Source organism: Antarctobacter sp. (assembly GCF_965277915.1).
In the GTDB taxonomy this organism is placed as follows: Bacteria; Pseudomonadota; Alphaproteobacteria; order Rhodobacterales; family Rhodobacteraceae; genus Antarctobacter.
Window position 1 is genome coordinate 1,050,330 of record NZ_OZ255849.1, and the last position, 14,842, is coordinate 1,065,171.

The 14,842-nt window shown below is 65.5% G+C and carries 14 protein-coding genes; 13 read left to right on the plus strand and 1 reads right to left on the minus strand.

The window, feature by feature from the left end; translation table 11 throughout:
* The first annotated feature begins 6 nt into the window (after positions 1-6).
* Genes sucD through ACQY5B_RS05960 form a run of 3 tightly spaced genes read left to right on the plus strand, consistent with a single transcriptional unit; the run spans position 7 to position 3,004 of the window.
* Complete coding sequence (gene sucD / locus ACQY5B_RS05950; RefSeq protein WP_305971957.1) at positions 7-903, plus strand: succinate--CoA ligase subunit alpha; 897 nt, start codon at positions 7-9, stop codon at positions 901-903.
* Positions 900-1,769, plus strand: coding sequence for an HTD2 family dehydratase (locus tag ACQY5B_RS05955; RefSeq protein ID WP_420325968.1), 870 nt, complete (start codon positions 900-902; stop codon positions 1,767-1,769). The genes sucD and ACQY5B_RS05955 overlap by 4 nt, the downstream gene beginning before the upstream one ends.
* A complete protein-coding gene (locus ACQY5B_RS05960) occupies positions 1,766-3,004 on the plus strand; it encodes a CoA transferase (protein ID WP_305971959.1) in 1,239 nt (412 codons plus the stop codon). The genes ACQY5B_RS05955 and ACQY5B_RS05960 overlap by 4 nt, the downstream gene beginning before the upstream one ends.
* 96 nt (positions 3,005-3,100) lie before the next feature.
* On the opposite strand, the gene ACQY5B_RS05965 is transcribed toward ACQY5B_RS05960, so the two are convergent.
* Positions 3,101-4,009, minus strand: coding sequence for a hydrogen peroxide-inducible genes activator (locus ACQY5B_RS05965; RefSeq protein ID WP_305971960.1), 909 nt, complete (start codon positions 4,007-4,009; stop codon positions 3,101-3,103).
* A 202-nt stretch (positions 4,010-4,211) separates the two neighbouring features.
* On the opposite strand from ACQY5B_RS05965, the gene katG reads away from it, so the two are divergent.
* The 10 genes from katG (at position 4,212) to paaZ (ending at position 14,837) form a co-directional block, all read left to right on the plus strand.
* Positions 4,212-6,377, plus strand: a complete 2,166-nt coding sequence (katG, locus tag ACQY5B_RS05970; protein WP_420325967.1) for a catalase/peroxidase HPI — start codon at positions 4,212-4,214, stop codon at positions 6,375-6,377.
* Between the two features lie 306 nt (positions 6,378-6,683).
* Positions 6,684-7,886, plus strand: coding sequence for a 3-oxoadipyl-CoA thiolase (gene pcaF / locus ACQY5B_RS05975; RefSeq protein WP_420325966.1), 1,203 nt, complete (start codon positions 6,684-6,686; stop codon positions 7,884-7,886).
* Between the two features lie 25 nt (positions 7,887-7,911).
* Entirely contained in the window at positions 7,912-8,889 is a 978-nt protein-coding gene (gene paaA / locus ACQY5B_RS05980; protein WP_305971963.1) for a 1,2-phenylacetyl-CoA epoxidase subunit PaaA, read from the plus strand.
* A 10-nt stretch (positions 8,890-8,899) separates the two neighbouring features.
* Positions 8,900-9,298 (plus strand): hypothetical protein, encoded by a 399-nt coding sequence (locus ACQY5B_RS05985; protein WP_420325965.1) that lies wholly within the window; start codon positions 8,900-8,902, stop codon positions 9,296-9,298.
* Positions 9,299-9,362: 64 nt separating this feature from the next.
* Entirely contained in the window at positions 9,363-9,656 is a 294-nt protein-coding gene (paaB, locus tag ACQY5B_RS05990) for a 1,2-phenylacetyl-CoA epoxidase subunit PaaB (protein ID WP_305971981.1), read from the plus strand.
* The gene (paaC, locus tag ACQY5B_RS05995) at positions 9,656-10,417 is read left to right on the plus strand and encodes a 1,2-phenylacetyl-CoA epoxidase subunit PaaC (RefSeq protein ID WP_420325964.1); all 762 of its coding nucleotides are present in this window, start codon (positions 9,656-9,658) and stop codon (positions 10,415-10,417) included. The genes paaB and paaC overlap by 1 nt, the downstream gene beginning before the upstream one ends.
* 6 nt (positions 10,418-10,423) lie before the next feature.
* The gene (paaD, locus tag ACQY5B_RS06000; protein WP_305971966.1) at positions 10,424-10,882 is read left to right on the plus strand and encodes a 1,2-phenylacetyl-CoA epoxidase subunit PaaD; all 459 of its coding nucleotides are present in this window, start codon (positions 10,424-10,426) and stop codon (positions 10,880-10,882) included.
* Positions 10,883-10,894: 12 nt separating this feature from the next.
* On the plus strand, positions 10,895-11,962 hold the full coding sequence (locus ACQY5B_RS06005; protein WP_420325963.1) for a 2Fe-2S iron-sulfur cluster-binding protein: 1,068 nt from the start codon (positions 10,895-10,897) through the stop codon (positions 11,960-11,962).
* A gap of 11 nt (positions 11,963-11,973) precedes the next feature.
* Entirely contained in the window at positions 11,974-12,735 is a 762-nt protein-coding gene (locus ACQY5B_RS06010; RefSeq protein ID WP_420325962.1) for a Phenylacetic acid catabolic protein, read from the plus strand.
* Positions 12,736-12,800: 65 nt separating this feature from the next.
* The gene (paaZ, locus tag ACQY5B_RS06015) at positions 12,801-14,837 is read left to right on the plus strand and encodes a phenylacetic acid degradation bifunctional protein PaaZ (protein ID WP_420325961.1); all 2,037 of its coding nucleotides are present in this window, start codon (positions 12,801-12,803) and stop codon (positions 14,835-14,837) included.
* The last annotated feature ends 5 nt before the right edge of the window (positions 14,838-14,842 follow it).

Consider the following 14,842-nt stretch of genomic DNA (forward strand, 5'->3'; position numbering starts at 1 on the left):
TGCGAAATGGCTATCCTGATTGATGAAAATACCAAGGTCGTTGTCCAGGGCCTTTCCGGCCGGATCGGGCAGTTCCATGCCCAGGAAATGATCGAATACGGCACGAGGGTCGTTGCCGGCGTCACGCCCGGCAAGGGCGGCAGCACCGTCCTGAACCGCCCGGTCTTCAACACCGTGCGCGAGGCGGTGGAGCAGACCGGGGCCGAGGCGAGCCTGCTGTTCGTGCCACCGGCCTTTGCCGCCGACGCGATGATGGAGGCGGCGGATGCGGGCATCCGGACGGCGGTCTGCGTGACCGACGGTATCCCGGCGCAGGACATGATGCGTGTGAAACGCTTTCTCCGCCGCTACCCGCGCGACCGCAAGATGCGCCTGATCGGGCCGAATTGCGCGGGCATCATCAGCCCCGGCAAGGGCTTCATGGGGATCATGCCGCCCGCCATCTACATGCCGGGCCGCGTGGGCATCGTCGGACGATCGGGCACGCTGGGCTACGAGGCCGCCAGCCAGATGAAGGCGCTGGGCATCGGCATTTCGTCTTCCATCGGGATCGGTGGCGATCCGATCAACGGATCCAGCTTCAAGGACATCCTGGAACTCTTTGAAAACGATCCGGAAACCGACGCGGTGATGATGATCGGAGAGATCGGAGGCCCGCAAGAGGCCGAGGCCGCCGCCTATGCCCGCGACCACATGACGAAGCCGGTCGGCGCCTATATCGCGGGCCTCGCCGCGCCCAAGGGGCGGCAGATGGGCCACGCCGGCGCGATCATCAGCGCCTTTGGCGAGAGCGCGCAGGAAAAGGTCGAGATCCTGTCGTCGGCCGGGATCACCGTGGCGCCGAACCCCTCGGCGATGGGACGGACGATGGCCGAGGTGCTGGGCCTGAAGGCCGCGGCATGAGCGCCGCGTCCCTCATGGAGCCGGACTATACCAACTGGATCGGCCGCAGCGAGACCCGCGAGGGGGGCGTCACGCCCAACCTCGCGGGGATGCTGAACGCCGCCGTCAGCCACGACCTGTCCCCGGAGCGCGATGTGCGCCCGGGGATGGAGTTGCCAAGCCTATGGCATTGGGTCGCTTTTCCGGAATTCGTCCCGATGAGCGACCTGGGGGAGGACGGACACCCGGCGCTGGGTGGCTTCCTGCCGCCCTTGCCCTTCCGCCGCCGCATGTGGGCGGGCGGGGACGTGCGGTTCGGTGGTGTGTTCCACGTCGGCGAGCGGCTGACCAAGGTCTCGACCATCCGGGCGGTGACCCAGAAAGACGGCAAGACCGGGCCGATGGCCTTTGTCACCGTCGATCATGTGACCACCGGAGACAAAGGCGGCGTGATCGAGGAAGAGCAGAACATCGTCTATCTCGACATTCCGCCGGTCTTCCGTCCGCCAGGCCAGATGCCGGTCCCCGATCGCCTGGCCTACGATGAGCGCGTCCCGATGAACGAGGTTCGGCTTTTCCGGTATTCCGCAGCGACTTACAATGCACATCGCATCCACTATGACCTGCCTTACGCGCAGCAGGTGGAGAAATACCCGGCGCTTGTCGTGCATGGCCCCATGCAGGCGACCATGGCGATCGAGGCCGCCGAACGGCACACGGGCAAGCGACCGTCGCGTTTCACCTACCGGGTGGTGCACCCGATGTTCCACGACGCCGACCTGCGTCTTGTGGGGGCATTGGACCCTGCGGGCGGGGCCATCGAGGTCGGGACGGCCACCTTCGAGGACTACCTTGGCCTGCAGGCAAGAATGGAGTGGACGGCATGAGCGGCATTCTGGACGGTATGCGGGTGGTCGAAAGCTCGGCTTTCGTGGCGGTGCCCCTGGCGGGCATGACCCTGGCCCAGATGGGCGCGGACGTGATCCGTTTCGATCTGCCGCAGGGCGGGATGGATTATAAACGTTGGCCTGTAACATCCTCCGGGGAAAGTCTTTTCTGGGCCGGAATGAATAAGGGTAAACGCTCTGTCGCGCTGGACGTGAAATGCCCGCGCGGGCGTGAGATCGCACAGGAAATCATCTGTGCCCCGGGTGAGGACGCGGGGTTGTTCATCACCAACCTCGCCGCGCAGGGCTGGACCGACTACGAAACGCTGAAGGCGCGGCGCAAGGATCTGTGCATGGTCTCGCTGCGCGGCGACCGGCACGGGAAACCGGCGGTGGATTACACCGTGAACCCCAGCCTGGGCTTTCCGATGGCGACGGGTCCGGAAGGGTCGTCCGACCCGGTGGCCCATGTCCTGCCGGCTTGGGACTGCATCGCCGGCAACATGGTGGTATCTGGCCTATTGACGGCGGAAAGATTGCGTTTTCGCAAAGGGTTGGGGCAGTTTGTTGATCTGACGCTGAAGGATGCGGCGGCGGCGATGCTGGGCAATCTTGGCATCATCGGAGAGGTTGCGGTCAACGGCACCGACAGGGCCAGGGCGGGCAATTCGCTTTATGGGGCCTACGGGCAGGATTTCGTCTGTGCCGATGGCCGGCGCGTCATGGTGATTGCCCTGACCCCGCGCCAGTGGAAAAACCTGATGAAGGTCACCGGCACCGAACAGGACATGGGATATTTGGCGGCGCGACTTGGCGTCGATCTGATGCAGGAAGGGACCCGCTGGACCTATCGCGCCGAGATCACAAAAGTGCTAGCTCCGTGGTTTGCTCGGCGCAAGGTGCGCGAGTTTGCATCGGATTTCGACAAGGGCGGCGTGACCTGGTCGCAGTTCCGCAGCTTTGCCCAGGCGCTGCGCGAGGATGCGGACCTGACGCCCGAGAACCCGATGTTCGCGGAAATCGAGCAGCCGGGGATCGGTCGCTACCCTGTGCCCGGGTCGCCGTTCAGCTTTGCCGGGCTCCCGCGCGAGGTGCCGCGTCCCGCGCCGCACTTGGGTCAGCACACCGAAGAGGTCCTGGCCGATGTGGCGAAACTGCCGGAAGGTGAGATCGGCAAGCTGATGGACGAAGGCGTGGCGGTTCAGCCGCGCGGCGATTTCCGGCTGGCCTCGTGAAAACCGCCAATTGAAATGGTGGTCAGATCGCACCCCGCCAAACAATGGATCTGGCCATAACGCCCCGGGAAGCCACGGTTTCCCGGGGCTTCTGCGTCAGTGGAGCGCCAACCGCCCGGCCATCGCGGCGCTGCGCACGGTTTCCGAGAAACGGCGGAACTGTTCGGACAGGGGGCTGGAACTGCGCCAGACCATGCCGATGGTGCGTGTCGGCTGCGGCTCGGCGAAGCGGGCGATGGACACACGGGCGGCGGGCGTTTCGACGGGCACCGCCATCTCCGGGATGAGGGTCACGCCCAGCCCGGCGCCGACCATCTGGACCAGCGTCGTCAGCGACGAGCCGTCCAGCCCGTCGCGCGGCGTGGCGGAACTGAGCTTGCAGAAGCTCAGCGCCTGGTCACGGAAACAATGCCCCTCTTCCAGCAGCAGCAGGCGCATCTTTTGCAGCGCCTCGCCGTCCGGCACCGGCGCGTCCGCCTCGGTCTCTGGCCGGACGAAAACGAAACTTTCGTCGAAAAGCGAGACTTCGTGCAGGCCGGCCTCGCCGACGGGCAGGGCGAGGATCGCGGCGTCTATCTTGCCCTCGTGCAGTTCCACAAGCAGCCGGGGTGTCAGCGTTTCGCGCACGTGCAGGTCAAGCCCGGCGTGGTTGCGGTTCAACTCGGCAAAGAGGGCAGGCAGCAGGTAGGGCGCGACGGTCGGGATCACGCCCAGCCGCAACCGGCCCACAAGGTCGCCTTGCGCGGCGCGGGCCAGGTCCTCGAACTCGTCCACGGCGCGCAGGATGTCGACCGCCCGGCTGAGGCAAGCCTCTCCGAGGGCGGTCAGCCGCACCTGCCGCGCGCCGCGTTCGAAAAGCGGCGCGCCAAGGTCCGCCTCCAGATCGCGGATCTGCACCGACAGCGCCGGCTGCGAGATCGAACAGGCCGCGGCCGCGCGTCCGAAGTGGCCGTGCCGGGCCAGCGATTCGAAATAGCGGAGTTGGCGGAGAGTCAGATTTTTCATAGGGGAAAGTTATGGTGATGATGAGAAAATACAACTTAAACATATGATCGGCGCTTGTTAGAAGCGTTCTAGGGTATGAGGGGGCGAGTCGTCTTGCCGGCCGGCGAGGGCCATGTGCGACGCGCCTCTTCCCCTGACAGAGACAAGGAACGGAGCGGGCCGCAAGGGCCCGGACCGACGTTTATGACCAAGGGAGAACATCATGGACGGCAATGATATGGCGGGCAAATGCCCGGTCATGCACGGCGCGATCACAGAGAACGGCACCTCTGTCACCGACTGGTGGCCGAAGTCGCTGAACCTCGACATCCTGCACCAGCATGACACCAAGGTGAATCCGCTGGGCGAGGACTTTGACTATCGCGAAGAGGTCAAGAGCCTGGATTTCGAAGCGGTCAAGGCCGACGTCAAGGCGCTGATGACCGACAGCCAGGACTGGTGGCCGGCGGACTATGGCCATTACGGCGGGCTGATGATCCGTCTTGCGTGGCACTCGGCCGGGTCCTATCGCCTGGCGGACGGCCGCGGTGGCGGCGGTCACGGCAACATCCGTTTTGCACCGCTGAACAGCTGGCCGGACAACGGCAACCTGGACAAGGCGCGCCGCCTGCTGTGGCCGGTCAAGAAGAAGTACGGCAACAAGCTGTCCTGGGCCGACCTGATCCTGCTTGCCGGCAACATGGCCTATGAATCGATGGGTCTGAAGACCTACGGCTTTTCCTTTGGCCGCGAGGACATCTGGCACCCGGAAAAGGACGTCTACTGGGGGGCCGAGCGTGAGTGGCTGGCGCCGTCGGACAACCGTTACGAAGATGTGGCCAAGCCGGACACGATGGAGAACCCGCTGGCAGCCGTCCAGATGGGCCTGATCTACGTCAACCCCGAAGGCGTGAACGGCCAGCCCGATCCGATCAAGACTGGCGCGCAGGTCCGCGAGACCTTTGCCCGCATGGCGATGAACGACGAGGAAACCGCGGCCCTGACCTGCGGCGGGCACACCGTCGGCAAGACCCACGGTAACGGCGACGCCGGTGCGCTGGGCGCCGAACCGGAAGCGGCCGAAATCGAGACGCAGGGCTTTGGCTGGGTGAACCCCAACCTGAATGGCAAGGCGGCCAACGCCGTGACCTCGGGTCTCGAAGGGGCCTGGACCAAGGAACCCACCAAGTGGGACATGGGCTATTTCGAGATGCTGTTCGGCCATGAGTGGGAGCTGACCAAGTCGCCCGCCGGTGCCAACCAGTGGAAGCCCGTCGACATCAAGGAAGAAGACATGCCGGTCGATCCCAGCGATCCGACCAAGCGTGTCATGCCGATGATGACCGACGCCGACATGGCCATGAAGATGGACCCGATCTACAACGAGATCTGCCAGAAATTCATGGCGGACCAGGCCTATTTCGAGGATTGCTTTGCCCGCGCCTGGTTCAAGCTGACCCACCGCGACATGGGCACCCGTGACCGCTATATCGGCCCCGACGCCCCGACCGAGGACCTGATCTGGCAGGATCCGATCCCCGCGGGCTCGACCGGCTACGATGTGGCCGCGGTCAAGGCGAAGATCGCCGAAAGCGGCCTGTCGACCGCCGAGATGGTGGCGACCGCATGGGACAGCGCGCGGACCTTCCGCCAGTCGGACCTGCGCGGCGGTGCCAATGGCGCGCGCATCCGGCTTGCCCCGCAGAAGGACTGGGAAGGCAACGAGCCGGCCCGCCTGGCGAAGGTGCTGAAGGCGCTGGAGCCGATCGCGGCAGAGACCGGCGCATCGGTTGCCGATGTCATCGTGCTGGCGGGCAATGTCGGTGTCGAGCAGGCCGCGAAGGCGGCGGGTTTCGACATCGAGGTTCCCTTCATGCCGGGCCGTGGAGATGCCACGGAAGAGCAGACCGACGCCGACAGCTTTGAGGTGCTCGAGCCGGTCGCGGACGGTTTCCGCAACTGGGTGAAGAAGGACTATATCGTCACCCCCGAAGAGCTGCTTCTGGACCGTGCGCAGCTGATGGGCCTGACGGCGCCGGAAATGACCTGCCTGCTGGGCGGCATGCGCGCCATGGGCACCAACCACGGCGGTACGGCGCATGGCGTCTTTACCGACCGCGCGGGCGCCCTGACCACGGACTTCTTCGTCAACCTGACGGACATGGGCTTCAAGTGGGTGCCCGGTGGCGATGGCACCTACGAGATCCAGGACCGCAAGACGGGTGAGGTCAAGTTCACCGCGACGCGCGTGGACCTGGTGTTCGGCTCGAACTCGATCCTGCGGGCCTATGCAGAGGTCTACGCCCAGGACGACGGCGCCGAGAAGTTCGTGAAGGACTTTGTCGCGGCCTGGACCAAGGTGATGAACGCAGACCGCTTCGACGCCTGATCGAGCCGGGTTGAATGACTTGAAAGGGGGCGCTCCGGGAGATCGGGGCGCCCTTTTTCGGTTTGGTCGCCGGGACGGGACTGTTTGCGGCTGCGCCGCAAAGGCGCCCGCCCGCCGACCCGTTTGGACAGGCTGCGCCTGTTTTCGTGTCCATGGGAACTCGGGAGCAAGCTGAGCGCCGGGGGTGATGGCGCCTGAAATGTTACCGAATGTGCATCTGTGAGAAATCGTGTAACTTTTCCTTGCGCGAATCTCCGGGTTGCCGTATTCCGACCGTGTGGTCGATTAATGGGAGGAGTGTCGGTCATGGACGCTTTCATCTGTGACGGGGTGCGGACGCCGATCGGGCGCTATGGCGGGGCGCTGTCCTCGGTCAGGGCGGATGACCTGGCGGCGCTGCCGATCAGCGCACTCATGGCGCGCAACGCTTCGGTGGACTGGAGCGCGGTGGACGAGGTCATCTATGGCTCGGCCAACCAGGCGGGCGAGGACAACCGCAACGTGGCGCGCATGGCGGCGCTGCTGGCCGGTCTGCCCGAGGATGTGCCGGGGACGACCGTGAACCGGCTGTGTGCCTCGGGCATGGATGCGGTGGGTTTTGCCGCGCGCGGGATCAAGGCCGGGGACTACGACCTCTGCATCGCCGGCGGGGTCGAGAGCATGAGCCGGGCGCCGTTCGTGATGCCCAAGGCCACCAGCGCCTTTACCCGCGCTAACGCGGTCTATGACACCACCATCGGCTGGCGTTTCGTCAACCCGAAGATGAAGGCGATGTACGGCACCGACTCGATGCCCGAGACCGCCGACAACGTGGCCGCCGACTATGGCGTGAGCCGTGAGGACCAGGATGCCTTTGCGGCGCGCAGCCAGGCGCGCTGGGAAGCGGCGCAGGCGGCAGGCCTGTTCGCGGATGAGATCGTTTCCGTCGAGGTGCCGCAGCGCAAGGGGGATCCGGTCATCGTGGATACGGACGAACATCCGCGCCCCGGGACAACCGCCGAGAAACTGGCCAAGCTGAAGGGCGTGAACGGCCCGGAGCTGAGTGTGACGGCGGGCAACGCCAGCGGCGTCAATGACGGGGCGGCGGCGCTGCTGCTGGCCTCTGACGCGGCGGTCAAGGCGCATGGTCTGACGCCCATGGCCCGCGTGCTGGGCATGGCCTCGGCCGGTGTGGCGCCGCGCGTTATGGGCATCGGTCCGGTGCCCGCCAGTCGCAAGGTGCTGGATCGTTGCGGCCTGAGCATCGACCAGATGGATGTGATAGAATTGAACGAGGCCTTTGCCAGCCAGGGGCTTGCGACGCTGCGCGAGCTGGGCGTGGCGGATGACGATCCGCGCGTGAACGCGCAGGGCGGCGCCATTGCGCTGGGGCACCCGCTGGGCATGTCCGGCGCGCGTCTTGTCTTGACCGCGGCGCACCAGTTGCGGCGCAATGGGGGACGCTACGCGCTCTGCACCATGTGTGTCGGCGTGGGGCAGGGGGCGGCCATCGTCCTCGAACGGGTTTGAAGTCTATCAGCAGGGAGGCTCTGCAATGTATGCACAGATGATCAAGTCGGAGGCGACGCAGGAAGACCCCGAGAAGCTTGCCGCCTTCCAGGCCCGCATCGACGCGGGCGAGAAGATCGAGCCCAAGGACTGGATGCCGCAGGGCTATCGCAAGACGCTGATCCGCCAGATCGGCCAGCACGCGCATTCCGAGATCGTGGGCCAGCTGCCCGAGGGCAACTGGATCACCCGCGCACCCACGCTGGAGCGCAAGGCGATCCTGCTGGCCAAGGTGCAGGACGAGGCAGGGCATGGCCTGTACCTTTATTGCGCGGCGGAAACGCTGGGCGTGACGCGCGATGAACTGACCGAGATGCTTCTGGACGGGCGGATGAAATACTCGTCCATCTTCAACTATCCGACGCTGACATGGGCCGACATGGGCGCGGTCGGCTGGCTGGTCGATGGCGCGGCGATCATGAACCAGGTGCCGCTGCAGCGGACGTCGTTCGGCCCCTATTCCCGCGCGATGATCCGGATCTGCAAGGAAGAGTCGTTCCACCAGCGGCAGGGCTACGACATCATGATGAAGATGGCGAACGGCACGCCCGCGCAGAAGAAGATGGCGCAGGATGCGCTGAACCGATTCTGGTATCCCTCGCTGATGATGTTCGGCCCCTCGGACAAGGAATCCGTGCATTCCGAGCAGTCCATGGCCTGGAAGATCAAGATGAACACCAACGACGAGCTGCGCCAGAAGTTCGTCGACCAGACGGTGCCGCAGGCGGAATACCTTGGCCTGACCGTCCCGGACGAGAACCTGAAATGGAACGAGGAGACCGGGCACTACGATTTCTCGCAGCCCGACTGGTCGGAGTTCTTTGACGTCCTGAAAGGCAACGGCCCGTGCAACCGCGAACGCCTGGCGGCGCGGAACAAGGCCTGGGACGATGGCAAATGGGTGCGCGACGGGCTCTTGGCCCATGCCGAGAAGAAGGCCGCGCGCCGGGTTGCGGCAGAGTAAGAGAGACCCGATGGAAGCCCCCAATCCCCTTCTGCGCGGCCTGCTGTTGCTCTGCGTGGCTTTCTTTGCCTGCATGGGAGCGGCGCATTTCTTCGGGCTGAAGATCCCTGTCCTGTTCGTGTACTGGGATCCACCTTTCTACGCCTACCAGGACAAGATCATCGCCTTCACGCTGGTCACCTACATGGCGCTGTTTTTCGGGGCAGCCCGGCACAGTGTCATGGTGCCCTACGCGCTTGTCTCGATCTGGGCCACCGTGGGTGGGCTGGCGCTGGTGAACCTGTCCGACGCCCTGGCGCAGGTGCTGAACGGCGGGGGCACGCTGGCCTACTGGCTGATCACTGCTGCCTTTGGCGGATTGGCCGCCGTACTGACATTGATTTGGGTCCGCGACGCACGCGCGACCTGACACCGGAGGAGAAACGACCATGAGTTCCCCCAACTCCGCCTATCCGGACACGCCGGAACAAGCCATGAAACCCAAGCGCCACGAATGGCCGCTCTGGGAGGTCTTCATCCGCGGTCAGCATGGCATGAGCCATCGCCACGTCGGGTCGCTGCACGCGCCTGACGCGGACATGGCGGTCAAGAACGCCCGCGACGTCTATACCCGCCGCAACGAGGGGGTGTCGATCTGGGTGGTCGAGGCGCGGCACATCGCGGCCTCCTCGCCCTCGGAAAAGGGGCCTCTCTACGAGCCCTCCGAGAGCAAGGTTTATCGCCACCCGACCTTCTTTGACATCCCCGAGGAAGTGGGGGCGATGTAATGACCCGCGACATGGCGTTTTTCGAATTCCTCTTGCGGATGGGGGACAATACCCTCGTGCTTGGTCACAGGGTGAGCGAGTGGTGCGGACATGCGCCGGTGCTGGAAGAGGATATCGCGCTGGCCAATACCGCGCTGGACCTGATCGGGCAGACTCAGATGTGGCTGGGCCTTGCCGGAGAGGTCGAGGGTCAGGGCCGCTCTGCCGACGATCTGGCGATGCTGCGTGACGCCTGGGACTTTCGCAACGTCCTGCTGGCCGAACAGCCGAACGGCGATTTCGGCCAGACGATGATGCGGCAGTATCTCTTTGACCAGGCACATGTGCTGCTCTTGGAAAAGCTGGCCGGGTCCTCGGACGAACGGGTGGCGGCGATCGCGGCGAAATCGGTCAAGGAGGTGGCCTATCACGTCGAACGCTCGCGCGACACGGTGATCGGTCTGGGCGACGGCACAAGCGAAAGCCACCGGCGGATGCAGACGGCGCTGGACCTGCTCTGGCCCTATGTGGGCGAGATGTTCACCGATGACGAGGTCAGCGGGATCATGGCGGGCGAGGGCATCGCGCCAGAGCCGTCCAGCCTGCGCGCGGCCTGGGACGCGGCGGTGCAGCAGACCATGAGCGAGGCCACGCTGGTCATCCCCGACAGCGACTTTGCCCATGCGGGCGGCAAGACCGGGTTCCGGCATACCGAACACCTGGGCCACATGCTGACGCAGATGCAATGGCTGCAACGGGCCTATCCGGGCGCGCGCTGGTAAACCGCTATGACCGTGAGTGTGGATCAGATCTGGGGCTGGCTGGACGAGGTGCCGGACCCCGAGATCCCCGTGATCTCTGTCGTCGACCTGGGCATCGTGCGCGAGGTCGTGCTGGAGGGCGAGACCGTCAAGGTGGCGGTGACGCCGACCTATTCCGGGTGCCCGGCCACCAGCGTGATCTCGATGGATATCGAGACGGCGCTGCGCGACCGGGGCATCAAGGACGTGAAGATCGAGACGCGGATCGCCCCGGCCTGGACGACGGACTGGCTGAGCGAGAAAGGGCGGTCCCGGCTGGAGGACTACGGGATCGCCCCTCCGCAACCGGCGGGCGGGCCGGAAAGATGTCCGCATTGCGGCTCAAGGAACGTCACCCGTGTGAGCCAGTTCGGCTCGACCCCCTGCAAGGCGCATTGGCGGTGTACCGACTGCCTAGAGCCTTTCGACTATTTCAAGTGCATCTGAGGAGTGAGGCCCATGCCGCGCTTTCATGAACTGACCGTCCGTGACGTGAAAAAGACCATCCGCGATGCGGTTGTCGTGACGCTGGAACCGGCGAACGGCGAAAGCTTTGACTTTATCCAGGGGCAGTACCTGACCTTCCGCCGCGATTTCGACGGCACCGAGGTTCGGCGATCCTATTCGATCTGCGCGGGCCGGGGAGAGGGCGTGCTGCAGGTTGGCATCAAGAAGGTCGAGGGCGGCGCCTTTTCGACCTGGGCCAACGAGGACCTGAAACCGGGCATGGTGCTGGAAGCGATGGAGCCGATGGGCAGCTTTCACACCCCGCTCGACCCCGCTGCCAGCCGCAGCTACCTGGGTTTTGCCGGCGGGTCGGGAATCACCCCGGTGCTGTCGATCCTCAAGACCGTGCTGGCGACGGAGTCGCGGTCGGATTTCACGCTGGTCTATGCCAACCGGGGCGTGAACTCGATCATGTTCCGCGAGGAACTGGAGGATCTGAAAAACCTCTACATGGGGCGGCTCAACATCATTCACGTCCTGGAATCGGACGCGATGGACATCGACCTGTTCCAGGGCCGCGTCGATGCCGAGAAATGCGATGCGCTCTTCGAGCACTGGATCGACGTCGAGACTGTCGACACCGCCTTTATCTGCGGGCCCGAGCCGATGATGCTGGGCATTGCCAAGGCGCTGAAGGATCACGGGCTGACCGAGGAGCAGATCAAGTTCGAGCTTTTCGCCAGCGCCCAGCCCGGACGTTTGCCACAGAAGGCGCGCGGCGCGGACGGCGCGAAGGGCGCACAGCGCACGCAGGCGACCGTGACGCTGGATGGCACGACGCGCAGCTTTGAAATGGACAAGGAGGTCTCGGTCCTCGACGCGGCGCTGGAGAACGCGCTGGACGCGCCCTATGCCTGCAAGGCCGGGGTCTGTTCCACCTGCAAGTGCCGGGTGATCGAAGGCGAGGTCGAGATGATCGCCAACCACGCGCTGGAGGATTACGAGGTCGAACGCGGCTACGTCCTGTCCTGCCAGTCCTACCCGCTCACCGATCGCGTGGTCATGGATTACGACCAGTAACGGAGGCTGCCATGACGGACGAGATGAACATTGCCGACTACCTTTCCCAGGGCGGGCGGCTGACCAACCCGGCCAACGTGCCGCCCCGCTACCGTGCCGAGCTGATGAAGCTGATGAGCATCTTCATCGACAGCGAGTTGGCGGGCGCGGCGGGATTTGCCGACGTGATCAACGCCGGGCCGGGGATCAAGGAACGCATCGCCGCCGCGCGGATCGTGCTGGAAAAGACCGATCACGCCGACAAGGTGCTGCGCCTGATGGGGGAATTCGGGGCCAATACCGACCGCTATGTCGGCCACCATCCCTGGACGGACCGCCTGCCGCGAGACACCGCACCGGGATCGACACGGTCGGCCCATGACATGCGCCTGTCGGTCTTCAACTACCCGCTGGAGGGCTGGGTCGACGCGGTGGCGATGAACCTCTGCATGGGCCACGCGGTCTCCGTGCAGCTGGAGGACATGGTGCGCGTCACCTACCAGCCGCTGGCCGAGGCGCTGCGCGAGGTCCTGCCGGTAGAACGGCGCCACACCGAACTGGCCGAGGAAGGGCTGGAGCGGCTGGCGACCGAAGGGCAGGGGGCGGCGATTGCCGACAGCCTGGCCTATTGGCGCCCGCGTGTCGCGGCGGTCTTTGGCGATCCGTCCGATGACCGCATGGCGCAACTGCAGGTCTGGGGCCTGCGCCACGCCAGCGCGCCGGAGATGCGGGCCGAATGGGAAAGGCGGCTGGAGGCCGCGCTGGCCCGGCTGGGCCTGACAGAGACGGCCTGAGCGAAACGGCCTGAGACAGAGATTCAACGAACCGCCGGGCGCGACCGGCAGGACAGGGGGGAAGGATGAGCCTTCTTGAGATCAAGAGCTATGCGGCGGGCCAGTGGGTGGCTCCGGGTGCAGGCGCACGCAGCTTTGAAAACGCGGTCACCGGCGAGGTGCTGGGCCACGCGGGCAACGATGCGCTGGACGTCGAGGCGATGCTGGCCTTCGCCCGCGACAAGGGTGGCCCGGCGCTGCGCGCGATGACCTTTCACCAGCGGGCCAAGATGCTCAAGGCGCTGGCGCAGCACCTGTCGCAGCACAAGGACGCGCTGTATGACCTGTCGTTCAACACCGGGGCGACGGCGCGCGATCACGGGCTGGACATCGACGGCGGCATCGCCACGCTGTTCGTCTTTGCCTCCAAGGGGCGGCGCGAGATGCCGGACGGGCATGTCTACCTGAACGGCGATGTCGAACAGATGTCGCGTTCGGGTCAGTTCCTGGGGCACCACATCTGCACGCCGTTGCAGGGCGTTGCGGTGCATATCAACGCCTTCAACTTCCCGGTCTGGGGGATGCTGGAAAAGCTGGGGCCGACCCTGCTGGCCGGGGTGCCCGCCATCGTGAAACCGGCCACGGCCACCTGCTACGTCACCGAACTGGCGGTGCGGCTGATGCTGGAAAGCGGGCTGCTGCCCGAGGGCGCGCTGCAATTCGTGGCCGGTGGCCTGGGCGACATGCTGGACCGGCTGACCTGTCAGGACGCGGTGAGTTTCACCGGCTCCGCCGACACGGCGCTGAAGCTGCGGTCGAACCCGCACCTTTTGCGGGAGTCCGTGCGCTTCGTTGCCGAACAGGACAGCCTGAACGCCTCGATCCTGGGACCGGATGCGGAACCGGGCACGCCGGAGTTCGACCTGTTCGTCAAGGAAGTGCACCGCGAGATGACCGTGAAGGCGGGGCAGAAATGCACAGCGATCCGCCGCATCATCGCGCCCGAGGCGCAGGTTCCGGCGGTGATCGAGGCGCTGAGCGCGCGGCTGGCCAAGACGCCGATCGGCGATCCCCGCGCCGAGGCGACGCGCATGGGGGCGCTGGTCTCGAACGGGCAGAAACGCGACGTGCTGGACAAGGCCAAGGTGATCGGCGCCGAGGCAGAGCGCGTCTTTGGCGACCCCGACGCCTTTGAGGTGCAAGGCGCGGACGGGGCCAAGGGGGCCTTCGTGCCGCCGATGCTGTTCCACTGTGCCGATCCGGACAGGGCAGAGCGCATCCACGACACCGAGGCCTTTGGCCCGGTGTCCACGGTCATGGGCTATCGCGACCTGGGGCACGCGGTGCAGATCGCCAATCGTGGCGGCGGGTCGCTCGTGGCGTCTGTCATCACGCATGATCCGGCGGTCGCGCGCGAGGTGGCGCTGGGCGCGGGGGCGTTCCACGGGCGGCTGTACTTCAACGATCGCAACAGCATGAAGGAAAGCACCGGCCACGGCTCTCCGATGCCGCATCTCGTTCACGGCGGTCCCGGCCGCGCGGGCGGCGGCGAGGAAATGGGCGGCGTGCGCGGCGTGATGCACTACATGCAGCGGACCTCGATCCAGGGCAGTCCGGAGATGCTGAGCGCCATTGGCAACCGCTGGGTTCCCGGCGCCGAGGAAAAAGAGGCACCGGCGCATCCCTTTACCCGCGGCTTCGACGACCTGGCGATTGGCGAGACGCTGCACGCGGGCCCGCGTGAGATCACGCTGGAGGACATCGAGCATTTCGCGGAGTTCACCGGCGACACCTTCTATGCGCACATGGACGAGGAGGCCGCGGCGCGGAATCCCTTCTTCCCGGGCCGTGTGGCGCATGGCTACCTGCTGCTGAGTTTCGCGGCGGGCATGTTTGTCGAGCCGAACGAGGGGCCGGTGCTGGCCAATACCGGGCTGGACGGGCTACGCTTCATGAAGCCGCTGGTGGCCGGGGATGCGCTGAACGTGCGCCTGACCGTCAAGCAGAAGACGCGCCGGACGGATGACTATGGCGAGGTGCGCTGGCACGTGACGCTGACGAACCAGGACGGCGACAAGGTGGCGGAATACGAGCTGTTGACGATGAACGCCTACAGCGCCTGAGCGCA